Source organism: [Muricauda] lutisoli (nom. illeg.) (assembly GCF_017313105.1).
Taxonomy (GTDB): Bacteria; Bacteroidota; Bacteroidia; order Flavobacteriales; family Flavobacteriaceae; genus Flagellimonas; species Flagellimonas lutisoli.
In genome coordinates this window covers 257402-274898 of sequence record NZ_JAFLND010000003.1, presented here as the reverse complement: position 1 = coordinate 274898, position 17497 = coordinate 257402, and the positions used below count along the sequence as shown (strand labels likewise).

The following is a 17497-nucleotide window of genomic DNA, read 5'->3' as shown; positions in this document are numbered from 1 at the left end:
TATCAGCTTTCTAAAGTTTTTAATTCTTTACCGAGATAATTTGTTGTCAAGGTGGTGAACACCACAATACTAATGGAGCTCAACGGCATTAAAATAGCGGCAATAACAGGCTGCAACTGACCTGTGACGGCAAAATACAACCCTACGACATTGTAGCAGAGTGACAACAAAAAGCTCATTTTTATAATGCGAACGGACTTTTTGGACAGTTTTATGAACTTTGGCAGCATTCTCAACTTGCTTGCATCCAAAATCCCATCGCAAGCTGGCGAAAACACGTTGATGTTCTCAGAAACTGCCAATCCCACATCGCTCTGGGCCAAAGCACCGGCATCGTTCAATCCGTCGCCCACCATTAAAACTTTATGTTTTTCCTGTAGGTTTTTGATGTATTCCAACTTGTCCTCGGGCTTTTGGTCAAACATCATCTTTGTCTTTTCAGGAAGTACTTTTTGTAATTGTGACCTCTCTCCATCATTATCCCCCGAAAGAATGCCCAGTTCCAAATCATCTGAAAGTTCATTGAATATTTGGCTCATCCCTTCCCGGTAGGCATTCTTGAACACAAACCTTCCTTTTACATCTTCGTCGGCACTTACATAAACCGCGGTATTCGTAATGGAACTGGATCTGCTTTTCCCCACGTAAGCTGCAGACCCCACTTTTATGGAATGCTGGTTGTATTTCCCCTCAATTCCTTTTCCAGTATGCTCCTGGAACTCTTCCAAGGTCATTATGGCATTGGATTTTAGAATATCGTAAAGAGATCGGCTCAAAGGATGGTTGGATGCCCTCAGGGTTGTTTTTAAGAGTGCGGTTTCTTCTTCTGTGAGCTCCATCCCTTCATAATGGATGGTATCTTTTTGATTGGTGGTGAGCGTTCCCGTTTTATCAAAAATGGCCGTGTCTATTTTGGACAAGCGCTCAATCACATTGGTGTTTTTCAGGTAGAATTTATACTTCCCAAAAATGCGGAGCATATTGCCAAGTGTGAACGGAGCTGCCAACGCAATGGCACAGGGACAGGCAATGATCAGAACCGAAGTGAATACGTTGAGTGCCAAGCTTGGATCAAAAATCAGCCAAAAAACAGTGGCCACCGTAGCTATGCTCAACACAGCAACTGTAAATCGTTTGCCAATGCTATCGGTAAGGGTCTGGAATTGGCTTGCTTTATCTTTTGAAAACACGGAGTTGCCCCACAATTGGGTCAAATAACTTTGGGAGACGGATTTCAATACCTCAACTTCCAACACTCCCGACAATTGTTTCCCGCCAGCAAACAGTTTTTCACCGGATTCCTTCAGTACAGGGTCGGACTCCCCCGTTACAAAACTATAATCGATTTCGGCAGTTCCTTTGATCAAAATACAATCTACAGGAATAATCTCATGGCTACGGATCAGCACCCTATCCCCTACTTCAATGTTGTAGATCTGGATATTCTCCTCTTCCCCATTTTTCTTCAAACGGGTAACAGCAATGGGAAAATATGACTTATAATCACGCTCAAATGATAGGTAGGCATAGGTTTTCTGTTGAAAAAATTTCCCCAACAATAAAAAGAATACCAAACCTGTGAGACTATCAAAAAAGCCAGAGCCCAAATCAAACACGATATCTACCGTGCTCCGTAAAAAGAGGACCAATATTCCCAAAGCAATGGGCACATCAATATTCAATAATTTGGAACGGATTCCTTTATAAGCGGAAATAAAATAATCCTGGGCAGCGTAAAACACGACCGGTATTGAAAACGCAAACATCAACCAGCGAAAGACGTGTTTGTACTGATCCAACCAAAATTCCTCTACCTCAAAATACTCGGGAAAGGAAAACAGCATGACATTCCCAAAGGCAAAACCGGCCACTCCCAACTTATATATAAGGGAACGGTCGACTTTTTTTCCTTTTTTGTTGTATTCCTCCAAGGAGATATAGGGCTCGTACCCAATGCTTCCCAATAAAAGCACTAACGCTTTTAAAGAGAAATCTTCTGTTTTATACGTAACCCGAATGGTTTTCTTTGGAAAGTCGACCTGGGAAAAAGTAATGGCCGAATGCAGCTTGTTCAGGTTTTCGAGCACCCATATACAAGAACTGCAATGTATGGTAGGTATACTTAGACCAACAACCTGTACACCCTCTTCATTGAACTCCACCAATTGTTGTACAATTTCCTGGTTGTCCAAAAAATCATATTTCTGACGGATTTCGTTGGGTGTTGTTCCTGCCTTTCCTTCTATTTCGTAAAAAGTGGACAGGCCATTTGATGTAAAAATCTCATAAACGGTCTTACAACCATTGCAGCAAAAATCTTTATCATCAAACTTAACGCTACTTTTTCCGCACTCGTCACCACAATGATAACAGGTCGAGTCTGCCATTTCACATTTGCTTTACCTGAGGCAAATTTGCAACACTCTTATCCCTTAAAATATGATATTTATCAGTAAATTGTGTTTGTTTATCAACTATTTTTGTTGAATCAGGTAAACTAATCATTATGGAAAGCAGGTGTGAAAATTGTATCATCCGACAGTTCAACTCCCTCCGTGCCATGAGCAAAGAGGAATTAAAAAAAGTATCCGACTCCAAAACCACCAAAACCGTTAAAAAGGGAGAACCCTTATTTGAAGAGGGTGATAAGCTCAATGGGGTCTATTGCGTAAGAAATGGTGTTTCCAAGCTTTCCAAGTTGAGCGCCAATGGAAAAGATCAAATTGTAAAATTGGCCACCAAAGGTGAAGTTTTGGGTCAGCGCTCGGTTATTTCACAAGAAAGCACCAATCTATCCGCCATTGCCGTAGATGATATGGAAGTTTGCTTTATTCCAAAAGAAAGTATCAACAATACCCTTCAAAAAAATCCAAATTTCACTTTAGAGGTCCTGCGCCATATGGCCCATGACCTGAAAGAAGCCGATGATGTTATCGTCAATATATCCCAAAAAACGGTAAAACAACGTATGGCGGAAGCTTTCCTTTATTTAAAGAACAATTTTGGAGAGGACGAAGATGGATTTTTGTCACTCACGCTATCTCGCGAAGACATTTCCAACGTGGTGGGCACCGCTACGGAATCTGCCATCAGGATCATTTCGGAATTCAAAAAGAAAGGTTTGATTCATACCTCCGGCAAAAAAATCGGCATCAAGGATGAACGCAAACTTTTGGAAATGGTCGAAGGCTTCTGACCCATTTTTAAAAAGCTGACATTTGTCATAGTATCCCCTACCCCATAGGTCTAATTTTATGCATCATAATCTTAGTCAGATGCAGAAGATTTTAATACCTACGGATTTTTCGGAAAATGCATGGAACGCAATTGATTACGCCATGCAATTGTTCCGCAACAGGCGTTGTAAATTTTATTTACTCAACACCTATACCCCTGTTATCCCCAGTAGCCGATTTATGGCCAAAATGATTGATGGAGTTCGTATCGTGGATGCGGTAAGAGAGAATTCTGAACAAGGATTGAACAAAACCGTGGATCGGATCAAAACCAAATATGGTAATCCAAACCACAGTTTTGAGACTATTTCTTCTTTCAACCTTTTGGTGGAAGAGGTAAAAGATATTGTGGAGACTTTTGAAATCAACTTGGTCGTAACCGGTACCAAGGGAGCCTCGGGCGTGGATGAAGTATTTATGGGCAGTAACACGGTACGGATCATAAAGAGCACCAAAAAATGTCCTGTTCTCGCCATTCCATATCATTTTGAATATGTTACCCCTTCGGAAATTGCGTTTGCCACCGATTTTAATCGGTTCTATACCTCTTCGGAGCTGTCACCACTTTTGGAAATGGCAAAAATGTTCAATGCCACCATTCGAATTGTACATGTCCAGTATGGCATAAAAGCGCTCACCGAGCTACAGCAGTTTAACCTAAACATGCTAAGACGCTATTTGGGCGATATTGAACATTATGTCCACACCGTTTCCGAACTCAATTCGGTTTCCCACACTTTGGAGACATTTTCAAAAGAATTGGACATCCATTTGTTGGCCATGTTGAATTATCAGCATAGCTATATGGAAAAAATGACCCGTGAACCCATCATCAAAAGAACAGCGTTCCATACCCAGATACCTCTGTTGGTAATTCCTGAATTGGGAATGGAGGGTATTTCCAAAGAATCAAAAGAAGAAGAGGAAGAGGTAGAGTCGCACAATTAACCTTCGGTAGTTATCTTTATGCCATTAAAAACCGGTATAAGGCTTTCTATGGACAAACAACAACTAATTGACTGCCATGAGCGGATAAAACCTTTTATCCATAAAACCCCCGTGCTCACTTCGAGGCTCATAAACAAAATAGCTGGAACCCATCTATACTTTAAATGCGAAAACTTTCAACGGATGGGCGCTTTTAAAATGCGTGGTGCCGCCAATGCCATCATGCAACTTACGGATGAGCAGAAACAAAATGGAGTGGTTACCCATTCTTCCGGCAATTTTGCACAGGCCCTATCGCTTTCTGCGCAAAGTTTAGGGATAAAGGCCTATATCGTGATGCCAAGTTCGGCTCCACAGGTAAAAAAAGAGGCGGTTAAGGGCTACGGCGGTCATTTGATCGAATGTGAACCCAACCTCGAGGCCAGAGAGCTGGCATCCCAACAAATTGTAGAAAAACATGGTGCCACGTTCATCCATCCCTCTAATGATGACCAAGTAATTTTAGGTCAGGGAACTGCTTGCAAAGAACTGTTGGAACTACATCCTGATCTTGATTTTGTGGTAACCCCTGTTGGTGGTGGTGGATTGATCGCCGGTTGCGCACTATCTGCCCATTACTTTGGAAACAATTGCAAAACCATTGGAGGAGAACCATTTGAAGTGGATGATGCCTACCGTTCCTTAAAAAGTGGAAAAATAGAAACCAATGCCACGACCAATACTATAGCAGATGGGCTAAAAACTCAATTAGGTGATAGAAATTTTCCTATCATTCAAAAACATGTGGACGAAATTATCCGTGTTACGGAAGAGGAAATTATTGCGGCCATGCGATTGATTTGGGAGCGACTTAAGATTGTATGCGAACCCTCCAGTGCAGTAGCCCTGGCGGCCGTTTTAAAGAAAAAAAATAAGTTCAAGGATAAAAAAGTAGGTATTGTGATATCCGGCGGAAATGTGGACCTAAGCCATTTACCCTTTTAAAAAAGGCTAATTGCTTTTGTAAAAAGTGATGATAAAGGTTGTACCGATATCCAATTCGCTATCCACTTCGATTTTTCCACCCATGGCCTCTACTTGTGTTTTCACCAAATAAAGTCCAAAGCCTTTTCCCTCGGTAGCACCACTGAGTCTACCGTACATATCAAAAATCTTTCGTTCCTTTTCCGGGGTAAGTTCCATTCCTATGCCGTTGTCGACAAACTTCAGCACTATGGAATCTTCATTTTGTTCTGATGTTATTTGAACAATTGGCGGAACTCCTTTTTTAGTATAATTGATAGCGTTTAAAATAAGGTTGTAAAAAATGTTCGCTACATAACTTTTAGCAGCGAACACGGTATCCACTTGTGAGAAATCCGTTTTGATCGTTGCTTTGTTTTTGATAATTTCTTCAGATAAAAGACCTTCAACTTCTTTCATAACATCAGCAAAAGCTACTTCCCTGAATTTTTCCCTGTCAGCAGATTTCAACGACAGCGATAAATGGAGGTCCTTTATGGTCTGATCAAGTGCTTCGGTGGTATTTTCAATCTTTTTTACAATGTCATCGTTGGTCTCGTCCTTGCCCCATTCGTAGATTTTGGATAACATTAAAAGGTTGGAAATGGGACTGCGAAGATTATGGGATATGATCCGTACAAAATTTTGAAGCTCGTTGTTTTGCTCAACAATCTGTCGGTTCGATAACACTTCCCTGGTAACATCTTGCGTTGTACCGCTCATGCGTACAGGCTGCCCATCCTCATTGTAAAAAGCCTTTCCCTTTTGGTGTACGTACCTAATTTTCCCATTATTGATTACGATTCTATGGGTAATATCATGCTGGGATCTTTCCTCTATGCTTTGGGTCACATCCTCATCAAAAGCTTTTCTATCATCCGGGTGGATAATACCCATCAATGATTCATAATTCGCTTCAAATGTTTTGGGATCCTGTCCAAAAATCCTAAAAAGTTGATCGGACCAGGTGATTTCATTTTTCACCATGTCCCAGTTCCAGTGCCCTACATCGGCAACTTCCTGAGCTTCGCGATACTTCCTTTCACTTTCCCGCAAACGATGGTTATTGTCCACTTCCTGCGTGATGTCCTTTTGCCAGATACAGCAGCCAACCACCTCTCCGGAACTGTTCATAAAGGGTTGGAAAGAAAACTCGTGTACTACAATTTCGCCATTATCCTCAAAAGTATGTTTGGAAGTGGTAGCGTATCTCTTCAGCGCCCTTTCACAGCCTTGCTTGCACGGATTGAAAAAGCCTCCGCCATTGTAGATTTTCTTAAGATCCATACCTCGCTGTGCATCCCCCAAATTTTCAAGTTTAAGCCGAGCTTTAAAAGAAGAGTTAAAAGCAGTCAGCCTATAGTGTTCATCCATAGCCCAAACAATATCGTCACCATCCTCAACGATTTCGACCTTGTTATGGATTACTACCTGATTATGTTTCACGGGCTAAGATTTATCCAAATAAATATAAAGCTTATGGTCTGGGGAAACTATAATTTCTTTTCAATAAAAGATTACAATTCTATTTGTTATAACTCTGTAAGTAATCTTCTAAATGTTCAATTTTCAAGGGCTTGGTGATAAATTCCTTGACGTACTTCCCATATTTTTCGGCTTCTTCCTTATCTGCATCGGACTCTGATGAGGTTACCAAGAGAACTTCGTTGGATTCAGGGAACTCCTCTAGCATCATAAACTCCAAAAATTCAAAGCCGCTCATTTCCGGCATATTGATATCCAACAAAATAAGTGTTTTGGTATTTGGTTCATCTCTGTACCTGAGGTCGTCCAGGGCCAGTTCAGGGTTGGTAAAACTTTTAACCCTGTCCTCCATTCCCATTCTTCTAAAGTGAATCGCATTCACCGTATTAACGAGGTCTTCGTCATCGACCAAATATATTTCCTTGTACATAGCGGTTGGTCTTAAGTTTTAGTTAGTTTCAGTTTGGTTATTATCAAAAATTGACAAATATCAATATTTTGCAGTAATTAAAACTGAAATTGCTGCATTTTATTGCAAAAATCCTTTAGCAACAATGAAATTATTGCTTTCAACACTATTCTTCAATATGTAATCTGGGAACTTTTCTTTTGAATCCAATTATTATAAATTTATAATTATTCCCTTGTTTTAGCAAAAAATCAACAATTAAATTGATTAATGATATCTATTTGTTTTTTTGATGGTTTTTTATGAAAATTCAGAAATCAAGGCTGTAAATAGACTTCAAATCAAAAAACGCATAACCCAACAATTCGAGCGTTTAATTTTTAAGCTAAACAAAGAGCTTTCACCGGATTCCATCCTACTAAACTATTTTATGCTTGTAACAGAAGCCGGATTTTGGAATGAAGCGTTGAAACCGGTACAGTGCAGAAAGGCCCGAAAATAAAAAAGCTTCCCGAAAATTGAGAAGCTTTTGTGCGGGTGAAGGGAGTCGAACCCCCACGCCTTGCGGCACTAGATCCTAAGTCTAGCGTGTCTACCAATTCCACCACACCCGCAAATTGGAGTGCAAATATAAATCAATTTTCCGATTTGCAAATGCACTCTCTTTAAAAACTTGTTTTTTGTACTTTTAGTGTCCTTTTTAATACATATATGAAAGACATAAATAATTACATCAGTACCAACAAGGACAGATTTATCAATGAGTTAATAGACCTCTTAAAAATCCCCTCCATCAGTGCCGATAAGGCATATGCCAAGGATGTTCTGGAAGCGGCAAAGGCTGTTAAAAAATCCTTGGACGATGCAGGTTGCGAAAACACGGAGATTTGCGAAACCAAAGGATACCCAGTGGTGTATGGCGATAAGATCATAGACCCGAACTTGCCTACCGTTTTGGTTTACGGGCATTACGATGTACAGCCGCCAGACCCGATGAACTTGTGGGACTCTCCACCGTTCGAGCCGGTAATAAAAGAAACGGAACTACACCCCGACGGGGCCATTTTTGCAAGAGGAGCCTGCGACGATAAGGGTCAGTTTTTTATGCACGTCAAGGCAGTGGAGTATATGATCCAAAACGATACCTTGCCCTGTAACGTAAAGTTCATGATTGAAGGTGAGGAAGAAGTGGGAAGTGATAGTTTGGAAGATTTTCTAAAGGAAAACAGCGAAAAACTCAAAAACGACATTATCCTTATATCGGATACTGGAATGATCGGCAACGACACACCATCGATTACCACGGGACTACGCGGACTGAGCTACGTGGAAGTGGAAGTGACCGGTGCCAACCGAGACCTTCACTCCGGGATCTACGGCGGAGCAGCTCCCAACCCGATCAACGTGCTCGCTAAAATGATAGCTCAACTACATGACGAAAACAACCATATCACCATTCCAGGTTTTTACGATAAAGTAGAGATCATTTCAGATGAGGAGCGCGCCGAAATGGCCAAGGCACCTTTTGATTTGGAAGCCTACAAAAAATCACTGGACATTGATGATGTTCATGGCGAAAAAGGATATACAACACCTGAACGTTTTGGTATTCGACCTACGTTGGATGTAAACGGTATCTGGGGAGGTTATATGGGCGAAGGTGCAAAGACCGTGATAGCCAGTAAAGCCTATGCCAAAATCTCCATGCGATTGGTTCCAGACCAAGATTGGCATGAGATTACGGATTTATTTACCAAACATTTTAAATCCCTTGCACCAAAAAGTGTAAAAGTAAAAGTGACTCCCCACCATGGGGGGCAGGCATACGTAACCCCTATTGAAAGTGATGGTTATCAAGCGGCTTCCAAAGCCATGGAAACTACCTTTGGAAAAACACCCGTTCCACAACGAACCGGGGGTAGCATTCCCATCGTTGCTCTTTTTGAGAATGTTTTTGACAGTAAAACTATTTTACTGGGCTTTGGATTGGACAGCGATGCCATACATTCGCCCAACGAACATTTTGGCGTTTGGAATTTTTTAAAGGGAATCGAGACCATCCCTTACTTCTACAAATATTATACAGAGATGAAGGCCTAGAGCTTTTTAACGTATTTGGTGATAATAACTATTTGTTGACCATCTACTTTGCCTTCGATATACTCGGCATTTTCGTGATCCAGGGAAATTCGTCTAACGGCGGTTCCCTGTTTTGCGACCATGCTGGAACCTTTTACTTTTAGGTCCTTTACCAATACAACACTGTCGCCATTCTCCAAGATGTTGCCGTTTACATCCCTGTGGATTATTTTTTCACTTTCTTCTTCACCCTCTCCGGTAGATCTGGCCCATTCAAGCGTTTCATCTTCCAAATACATCATATCCAAAAGGTCTTGGGGCCATCCCTCGGATTTTAATCTGTTCAGCATGCGCCACGCAACTACCTTTACGGCATCGTGCTCGCTCCACATGCTATCGTTCAAACAACGCCAATGATTGGCATCTGTTGTATCGTGATTTTCTATCTGACCAATGCAGGTAGCACAACCTAAAAGGGAACCATCAACCCCTCCTGTGGAAATCGGAGGAACTTCATATACCTGTAAATTATCCGTTGCCCCGCATAGTTCGCAGGTATTTCCACTTCGCTCCTTTAAGTCTTCCAGTAAACCCATGATGTTCAAATTTGAGGGCAAACTTAACATTTTAGGATAGCATTATCACCCCTTATTCAATTTTAAAATTACTCTACATTTGTAGAATTTAAATAATTGCTCTATGTTTGTAGAACAAAATCTGGAATAGCTTTGAAAATGCAGTTGTCAAAATCGGAAGAGGAGTTAATGAACATTGTTTGGAAACTAAAAAAGGCCTTCATGAAAGACCTATTGGATGCCTACCCCGAACCCAAACCGGCTACCACCACGGTAGCAACATTGTTAAAACGTATGGCGGACAAAGGTTTTGTAGCGTACAAAACTGTTGGAAGAAGCAGGGAATACTACCCTTTGGTAAAGAAGAAGGATTACTTTTCCAAACATGTAAACGGACTCATAAAAAACTTTTTTAACGATAGCGCCAGTCAATTTGCCTCATTCTTTACCCAAGAGACAAATTTGAGCAAAAGTGAGTTGGAAGAATTGAAAAAGCTAATCGACAACGAAATCAAAAAGAAGTAATTATGCTAGTCTTCCTTATAAAATCGACCGCATGTCTCGTTATTTTTCTGGCCTTCTACAAACTGGTTTTGGAAAAGGAAAGCATACATCATTTTAAGCGATTCTTTCTTTTGGGTGCACTTATGGCCTCTTTTCTTATTCCGAATATTGTTTTTACCGAATATGTGGATATTTCACCCAACACCGTAAATGTCGTCAGTCCAACAACCGGTAAAATTTCCGAAATCGATACATCCCGAACACTTTTTGGAGAATCAATCTTTGATTGGAACGCTGTGCTTTGGGGCATCTATGCCCTTGGAGTGTTGGCATTTGGGTTCCGTTTTGTTGTACACCTTATCCAAATTTGGTCTCGCATCCGTTCCAATACCAAACTCAAGGAAAATTTCATCACTAAGGTACTTTTAAAACAATCCCTCCCTCCCCATACTTTTTTCAATTATATCTTTTTGAACCAACAACAATTTGAGGAGAAGAACATACCCCAAGAAGTCCTATTACATGAAGAAACCCATGCCAAGCAACGGCACAGTCTGGATATCCTATTTATTGAACTTGCCCAAGTATTACTATGGTTCAATCCCATTATCTACCTATTTAAATCAGCTATAAAGCTGAACCACGAATTCTTGGCGGACAGGGCCGTGATTGTCAAGAACAAGGACCGTTCACATTATCAAAATACTATCTTATCGTACTTATCACACGATAATTTTAATAAACATCAGTCGATCGGCATTGCAAATGCCATTAATTATTCATCAATCAAAAAACGTTTTACAGTCATGAAAACAAACACATCAAACAGATCATTTGTATTGAGAAGTTTTTTACTTCTGCCACTTACTGCCCTATTGTTATTTGGGTTTAGTGAACATCGTCAAATTGAAAGAGAGGGTTCCTTTGAGCAAATCATAAAAATGAACCTCCTTGATAACGGCAGTATAGCATTGGGAAATCAAAATTTTCATTTTAATGAAATCCCGAAAATCCTAAACCAAGACTATCTGCAAAGCTATGATGCTTCAGAAACCAAAGTGGAAATCACGACATTTCAACCAGTACATTACAATACCCTAACAAACTTGTCAAAGGTTATAAGAACAACAGGCATTGATTTGATTGAAGTAGTTGTAGAGGAGGTGGTTATGGACAAAGACCAGTTCAAAGAAAACGTTCCAATCACTTCAGCAACGACCCTTTTAAATGCCAAAAAAATGACCGTGGTCGACAACAAGGTACAATTACAACAAAGTGCTTCACGTGAAGAAATGAAAGAGTACAATGCCTTGGCCAAAAAATACAATGATATGGACCATAACAACATGGTCATCAATAAGAAGGAGGTCATGCGGTTAAAAGTCATTTATGGGAAAATGTCAGAAAAACAGCGTGCAGACGCCGAACCCTTTCCTAATTTTCCACCGCCACCACCAGCACCTAGTGCTACAAGACCTCCAATGCCTCCATCGGCCCTTAAAAGTGTAAAAGAAGTAAAAACCACAGCACCCGCTGTGCCTCCAGCACCTCCTGCACCACCAAAGCCTATTGAACACATCAAAAAAATGGTAGCTAAAGGGGCTAGCTTTACCTTGAACGGAAAGGAAATATCCGGTAAAAAAGCCATTGAGGTGGTTCAAAAAAACCAACACATAAACATTGATGCCCGCGAAGCCAATGGAACCAATCCCGTTGTTAAACTATCCACCGAACCCATTGTCATCGAAAACTAAGTTTCCGAGACATAAAAATTGTTAAAAGCCCCTATTTTGGGGCTTTTTATGTAACAAATCACCTAAAATCACGTTCTAATATCCTATCAATCAAAGAGAACACGATATGTTACAACGCTTTTTTATTTTCTGCTCGGGCGCGGACACCCAAATTTTAGAAACTTGTTCCAACGGGGAACGCAACAAATATGCAGGTATCGGTGCCACGGTATTCTTTACGGCCGTAATGGCTTTTATCGCTTCAGGCTATGCCCTTTACACCGTTTTTGACAACATTTATATAGCCACATTCTTTGGTTTGATATGGGGTCTGCTCATTTTCAACTTGGACCGATACATTGTGTCCACCATAAAAAAAAGGGACAATTTTAAGGGCGAATTATTGCAAGCGGCTCCGCGAATCGTATTGGCCTTGATCATTGCCGTAGTGATTTCCAAACCTTTGGAAATGAAGATTTTTGAGAAGGAAATCAATCAGGTGCTTTTGGAGGAAAAAAATGCCATGACCTTGGACAACAAAGAACAGTTGGCACTCCAGTACACTCCAAAAATTGAAAACCTGAACCAAGACATTGCCAACCTGAAGAGTGAAATTGCGACCAAAGAAGCAGAGACCAATGCCCTTTACGACACCTACATTACCGAGGCCGAAGGCACGGCAGGAACAGGATTGTTGGGCAAAGGTCCCGTCTACAAGGAAAAACGGGAAAAGCACGATGCCGCATTGGCAGAACTCAATACATTAAAAGAAACGAACGGCGATAAAATTGAAAATATTGAAGCGCAAATAGCGACTTTGCAATCCGATTACGATACCGCCGTTGCAAATTCCCAACCGATCATTGATGGTTTTGATGGACTAATGGCACGTATTAATGCCCTGGGCAAGCTACCTTGGTTTCCATCGTTTTTTATCTTTTTACTGTTCTTAGCTATTGAAACTGCTCCGATAATTGCCAAATTGTTGGCCCCAAAAGGAGAATACGACTATAAATTTGAAGAGCAGGAAAGTGTGGTGGCTACTTGGGTGACCCAAAAAGTGGAACAACGCAAATTATTGTTGTCAACCGATGGTGAAATCAACCAGCAAATTTATGCGGACATTAAATCTGAAGAGGAACTGTACCGTTACAAAAAAGAAAAAGCAGAAGAGTTGCTTCGCCTACAGGCCGATTCATTTCACAATGTTCAGGTAAAAGGACTTTAATCCACGATATCCATATTTTTTAGCAGGAAAGAAGCATTCATATTTTGGCAGACCCCTTCTTTGAACTTATAATCGAAGAACAGTTCCCCATTCACGATTTGTGCGTCAAAATAGCGGTTTTCCACTTCGGGAAGTTCATCGGCCAAAGTACAAAGGCTCAAATCGTGGGTGGCCACCATTCCCGTAGATCCATTTTTCACCAATCGTTCCACAAACTTTTTGGAACCTTCGGCTTTGTCAACACTGTTGGTGCCTTTTAAAATTTCGTCCAATACTACAAAACAATCTTCTTTTTCCAGTTCATCCACTATATACTTTAAACGCTTGAGTTCTGCATAGAAATACGAGGTTTCATCCGCCAAGGAATCTGAAGAGCGCATGCTGGTCAATAACCTCACAGGATTGTATTTTACTTCGCTTCCTTTTACCGGCAAACCCATATTCGCCATTACAATTTGCAAAGCAACCGCCCGTAAAAACGTACTTTTTCCTGCCATATTCGCCCCCGTAACAATACAAAAGCGCCCTTTTCCTATTTCAAAATCGTTCAACACATTTTTATTAGGGTCCACCAAGGGGTGTCCAACTTTTTTGCCACTCAACACCATATCGCCCTCCACCAAAGTTGGATAGCTATGGTCAGGATGGTTGAAAGCATAGGTTCCCAGTGTAATGTAGGCATCAAACTGGGCGATGGCAGCGAACCAATCTTCCACATGGTGCCCATATTTTTTTATCCAAGACTCAACCCTAAAAGCGTAGTAAAGGCTATACAGGCCAAGACCTTGGGCAAATATGGAAACAATCAAGTTGAATTGCTGTTCCAACATGGTCATACTTTGAGAGAAGCGTTTTAAAATTTTGGATGTTGTTTCACCCTGGATCAACAATTTCTTTTGGAGCTCGCATAGAAGTTCGGATGTAAAATGCTGTTGTTCCAGTTCAGAAATCAACTGTTGATGTTGTTGTATGGTTTCTTGTGCCTCGGATACTTTTGCAGTAAATGCAATAATATTTTTTGCATACCGACCCACGACCCCAATACCTATAAAGTACCAAAATAGTACCAAGCTTTCCGGTACAACCCCCATAACGGCCAAAGTAATTGCCAAAATTGACATTAAAGCAAAAATTGGAGGAACGATTCCTGCCCATTTGGGCACAAAGGATTTATGATTTTTCATCCAATCGGAGACCAGATCAGATGATATTTTGGGTTGGGTCTCCCCTGCCAAGGCGGAAAAATGTTGTCGCCACTCGGGCATCTCTGCCAGTTCTTGAATGGCTGCTTGTTTTTTGGAAATATCCCTTGGATATCCATCCAACAAAAATTCAGAAAGCACTTCCCTGCCCTGCATCAAAATGGTACGATTGGCATATTGATAAAAAGAACCTCTACCAAAAAGATCTAAATCCTGCGCATAGGGATGTTCAGGTTTCAAGAATTGTTTCCCATCCGGCAAATCTTGGTAACGTCGATCCAAGATTTGCAATTCCCTATTATTGATGGCAACAAGCCTTTCCAAATACTTTTTATGGCGTTTCACATTACTGAATCGCGTTACCAAATAGAGAAATAAGACTATTAAAAGTGGTAGTATCACAACTAAGGCCGTCGCGCCCCAAAACAGATAAATCGCAGCCCAAAAACACACAAAAACCAAAAGTCTGAGCGTGGCTAAAATGGATAGCTTCTTCTTTTCTCGCTGTTGCTCCGTTTGATGTTTATCTCTTTGATTGGTATAAAATTCCTTTAATTCCGTCATCTAAAATCAATCTAAAGCGTTAAGCTCCCGTTGCATTTTTTTTGTGAGACTGGCCACTACCAAATCATACGAGTGATCTATAAGGTCTTTGATCAAGTCTGAAGGTAATTGTTCTATAAAAAGTGTGTTCCAGTGGGTTTTGCTCATGTGATATCCCGCAGTGATGACCCCATCAAATTCCTCTCGCAGCTCCATGGCTCGTTCCGGATCGCATTTAAGATTGCATTGGGGTGGAAGTCTTTCCAAAGGCACCAAGGCAAACATTTTGCCCATTACCTTGAAGACCAATGTGCTTTCATCAAACGGAAACTCTTCGGTCACACCTTTTTTGGATATACAAACTTCGCGAAGAACCTCTACATTCATTGCGCAATTCCTTCAGAATCATAAACTATCACCTTTTCCCAAAGGTCTTCGCACTCCTCAATAAAAACAAGGTGCGGAGGTTCTGTTTGATAGGCTGCCTGATCTTCGGCCGATTCAAAAGAGAGAATCAAGGAATAGGTAAAAGAGTCGTCTACCACATCACGAACCGCCTTTGGCGGTTTACCGATAAACTTGGTTTTCGCATACTGGGAATTGTTCAAAAACTTGGTCAAGGATGCTTCAAAAGTAGCTCTATCGGACTGACTTTCTGGGTTTTTGAACCAGAAATAAACCACATGGGCAAAAGTATGGTCAAAATTTTCTGCTTCGTTTTTGATTTGCACACAACTGTTTGCAAATACAGCCACCAAGAGCAAGGTTATGATTTTTGTTTTCATGCTATTCTTCTATAAGTTGTTTTTCCTTGTTGGGTATTTCCAAGGCCGAATAATCCAATGTCCACCCAATGGTCTCTACAATTTTCTCTACTACCAAAACGGCCTGCAAAGCTTCATTTCTTGCAGTTTCCATTAACCCGCTCTCCGGTATTTTTTGTCTGATGTGCTCCTTGGCCTCCTGATTAAGATTTGTCAGGTCTGTCGGTGAAAAGCTATTGAATATCCCGTTTTTAATATCATAAAACTGCAGATCCGGCTCAATGGACAATACTTCGGGTTCGGGAAAGTGGCTCAGGATAATTTTCTTTCTATCGTTGTCCGCCTTCATATCCAGTTTGTTGAGGTCGTAGCCAATATGTGCCTTTGCTTTGATTACGATCAATGCCTTTTTTTTGCTACGGAACAAGCTCATAAAACTGTCCTTGGTATTCTCATAATGATAAATTTCGGCAAAATCCCCTTCGACAGAAACGAGTTTACAAACGCTTCGTATTTTGTTGAGGATTACCGTAGACTGTTCTTCGGTAATTTCTTTGTTCTTCTTTTTTCGGAAAAGGGAATAAACCCAATACATGAGTATTGCGCCCAAGATCAACCCTAAAACGATGTTTACAACTTCACCCATTTTATGTACCTATTTCACCCAAATGGGTAAACTTAAACCCTTTGTCATATTTTAATCCGTAGCCCAACATTCTGTCAAAAGAGGCGTGTGAGAACAAAATTATTCCAATCAACTGGCATAAAGGTATGGAAAAGTAGATGCCTGCGAGATAAACCAGTATGGCAACTCCTTTATGGTGGAACAAATTATAGGAAAAGGCCCCAACCCTGTTCCCGAAAAGGTACCCTAACATTCCAATGTCGGGGGTTAGGATCAACACCAAAAACCACCACCAGGCATAATCCAACAGGCTAAAAAGGTAAATGCCCAAAACGAGCATCATAGCCTCTTCCAATTTAAGGGTTGTCTTCATTTATTGTTTTTCAATTTTATACAGCACTGGCCTACTGGGGCTCGCATCATTCTCAAAAGGGGCCACTTGCAGGTTTAAAAAATAGGTGCCATCCTCAACAGGATTGGGCACATAGATAAACTCTGTGATGGTCGCCTTTTTTCTCGGTTTGCCATTCATGTTCCAAAAGGCCTTGTGCGCCAAAAGTTCTCCTCCGTCTTTTTCCTTATCCACGGAAGGAAGGTCTACAAGAAGGTGCTCCACCCCTTTTTTAACCAGATGTTTGGCGGCTGCCTCGGTCAGATAGGTGGGATTGGTATCCGAATATTTTTTTGAGCGCTTGTCTCCCAAATTGGGAATGGTTCTAATAACCACAGCCTGTCTTTTCTTGTTGCCCAGAGCGTATTTTATCTGCTTTTCCGAAATCACAAAGTCCTCCCCCATTTGTTCGGGCGCCACGGTGATCACCTCTGCCAAAAAGAAAAACTTCTTTAGCTTTTTATTGATGGAATTGAACTCTTCGGATATATGCCCCAAACATTCGGTATGTGTTACGTGCGAATGCGGGTTGAACCAAATATCGTTGAAATTGGTGGATGCGCCCTCGCTAACCTTGCCCACAAACCCATCCTGTTCGTGCGGTGCGATTTTAGGCGGGTCCAGATACCATGCGTTCACGTTTTTGTCGCCACCTTTAAGGGGTATGGAAATATCAAGTGGTTTGGTCAGGTCTATTTTGTAGTTTCGGGAGTTGTGTTTTATACTGGCTATCAAATTTAGGTTACTTTTAATCTTTCCCGGTACTATCGGGA

General features: G+C 41.1%; 17 protein-coding genes and 1 tRNA gene. 7 read left to right on the top strand and 11 right to left on the bottom strand.

Annotated elements, in window-relative coordinates; genetic code table 11:
* Positions 1-2: 2 nt before the first annotated feature.
* Entirely contained in the window at positions 3-2387 is a 2385-nt protein-coding gene (locus J0X13_RS12150) for a heavy metal translocating P-type ATPase (RefSeq protein WP_207071687.1), read from the bottom strand.
* A 119-nt stretch (positions 2388-2506) separates the two neighbouring features.
* Between J0X13_RS12150 and J0X13_RS12145 the strand changes: the two genes are divergently transcribed.
* The 3 genes from J0X13_RS12145 (at position 2507) to J0X13_RS12135 (ending at position 5168) form a co-directional block, all read left to right on the top strand.
* Positions 2507-3196 carry a Crp/Fnr family transcriptional regulator gene (locus J0X13_RS12145; RefSeq protein WP_207029440.1) on the top strand — a complete coding sequence of 230 codons (690 nt, stop codon included), beginning with the start codon at positions 2507-2509 and terminating at the stop codon, positions 3194-3196.
* A gap of 79 nt (positions 3197-3275) precedes the next feature.
* Positions 3276-4184: a universal stress protein gene (locus J0X13_RS12140; RefSeq protein ID WP_207071686.1), complete on the top strand. Its 909-nt coding sequence runs from the start codon at positions 3276-3278 to the stop codon at positions 4182-4184.
* A 48-nt stretch (positions 4185-4232) separates the two neighbouring features.
* Positions 4233-5168: a pyridoxal-phosphate dependent enzyme gene (locus J0X13_RS12135; protein ID WP_207071685.1), complete on the top strand. Its 936-nt coding sequence runs from the start codon at positions 4233-4235 to the stop codon at positions 5166-5168.
* A gap of 6 nt (positions 5169-5174) precedes the next feature.
* Here J0X13_RS12135 and J0X13_RS12130 read toward each other — a convergent pair whose 3' ends face one another.
* The 3 genes from J0X13_RS12130 to J0X13_RS12120 all read right to left on the bottom strand — a co-directional run bounded on the left by J0X13_RS12130 (position 5175) and on the right by J0X13_RS12120 (position 7694).
* Positions 5175-6632 carry a sensor histidine kinase gene (locus J0X13_RS12130; protein ID WP_207071684.1) on the bottom strand — a complete coding sequence of 486 codons (1458 nt, stop codon included), beginning with the start codon at positions 6630-6632 and terminating at the stop codon, positions 5175-5177.
* A 79-nt stretch (positions 6633-6711) separates the two neighbouring features.
* Entirely contained in the window at positions 6712-7101 is a 390-nt protein-coding gene (locus tag J0X13_RS12125; RefSeq protein WP_207071683.1) for a response regulator, read from the bottom strand.
* 511 nt (positions 7102-7612) lie between these two features.
* A tRNA-Leu gene (locus tag J0X13_RS12120) sits at positions 7613-7694 on the bottom strand.
* Positions 7695-7791: 97 nt separating this feature from the next.
* On the opposite strand from J0X13_RS12120, the gene J0X13_RS12115 reads away from it, so the two are divergent.
* Positions 7792-9180: a dipeptidase gene (locus tag J0X13_RS12115; protein ID WP_207071682.1), complete on the top strand. Its 1389-nt coding sequence runs from the start codon at positions 7792-7794 to the stop codon at positions 9178-9180.
* On the opposite strand, the gene J0X13_RS12110 is transcribed toward J0X13_RS12115, so the two are convergent.
* A complete protein-coding gene (locus tag J0X13_RS12110; RefSeq protein ID WP_207071681.1) occupies positions 9177-9755 on the bottom strand; it encodes a PhnA domain-containing protein in 579 nt (192 codons plus the stop codon). The genes J0X13_RS12115 and J0X13_RS12110 overlap by 4 nt on opposite strands.
* A 138-nt stretch (positions 9756-9893) precedes the next feature.
* Here J0X13_RS12110 and J0X13_RS12105 point away from each other — a divergent pair, with 138 nt between their 5' ends.
* The 3 genes from J0X13_RS12105 (at position 9894) to J0X13_RS12095 (ending at position 13199) form a co-directional block, all read left to right on the top strand.
* Complete coding sequence (locus J0X13_RS12105; protein ID WP_207071680.1) at positions 9894-10259, top strand: BlaI/MecI/CopY family transcriptional regulator; 366 nt, start codon at positions 9894-9896, stop codon at positions 10257-10259.
* A gap of 2 nt (positions 10260-10261) precedes the next feature.
* Positions 10262-11992: a M56 family metallopeptidase gene (locus tag J0X13_RS12100; RefSeq protein ID WP_207071679.1), complete on the top strand. Its 1731-nt coding sequence runs from the start codon at positions 10262-10264 to the stop codon at positions 11990-11992.
* 106 nt (positions 11993-12098) lie between these two features.
* Positions 12099-13199, top strand: coding sequence for a DUF4407 domain-containing protein (locus J0X13_RS12095; protein ID WP_207071678.1), 1101 nt, complete (start codon positions 12099-12101; stop codon positions 13197-13199).
* Here J0X13_RS12095 and J0X13_RS12090 read toward each other — a convergent pair.
* The 6 genes from J0X13_RS12090 to J0X13_RS12065 are packed head-to-tail and all read right to left on the bottom strand — an operon-like array spanning position 13196 to position 17459.
* Positions 13196-14965: a MutS-related protein gene (locus J0X13_RS12090; protein WP_207071677.1), complete on the bottom strand. Its 1770-nt coding sequence runs from the start codon at positions 14963-14965 to the stop codon at positions 13196-13198. The genes J0X13_RS12095 and J0X13_RS12090 overlap by 4 nt on opposite strands.
* Positions 14966-14971: 6 nt before the next feature.
* On the bottom strand, positions 14972-15331 hold the full coding sequence (locus J0X13_RS12085; RefSeq protein WP_207071676.1) for an MmcQ/YjbR family DNA-binding protein: 360 nt from the start codon (positions 15329-15331) through the stop codon (positions 14972-14974).
* Complete coding sequence (locus J0X13_RS12080) at positions 15328-15729, bottom strand: Dabb family protein (RefSeq protein WP_207071675.1); 402 nt, start codon at positions 15727-15729, stop codon at positions 15328-15330. The genes J0X13_RS12085 and J0X13_RS12080 overlap by 4 nt, the downstream gene beginning before the upstream one ends.
* 1 nt (position 15730) lies before the next feature.
* On the bottom strand, positions 15731-16354 hold the full coding sequence (locus tag J0X13_RS12075) for a DUF4230 domain-containing protein (protein WP_207071674.1): 624 nt from the start codon (positions 16352-16354) through the stop codon (positions 15731-15733).
* 1 nt (position 16355) lies between these two features.
* Positions 16356-16706 (bottom strand): DUF4260 domain-containing protein, encoded by a 351-nt coding sequence (locus tag J0X13_RS12070; RefSeq protein WP_207071673.1) that lies wholly within the window; start codon positions 16704-16706, stop codon positions 16356-16358.
* Positions 16707-17459, bottom strand: coding sequence for a cyclase family protein (locus tag J0X13_RS12065; RefSeq protein ID WP_207071672.1), 753 nt, complete (start codon positions 17457-17459; stop codon positions 16707-16709). It lies immediately after the preceding gene.
* Positions 17460-17497: the final 38 nt, after the last annotated feature.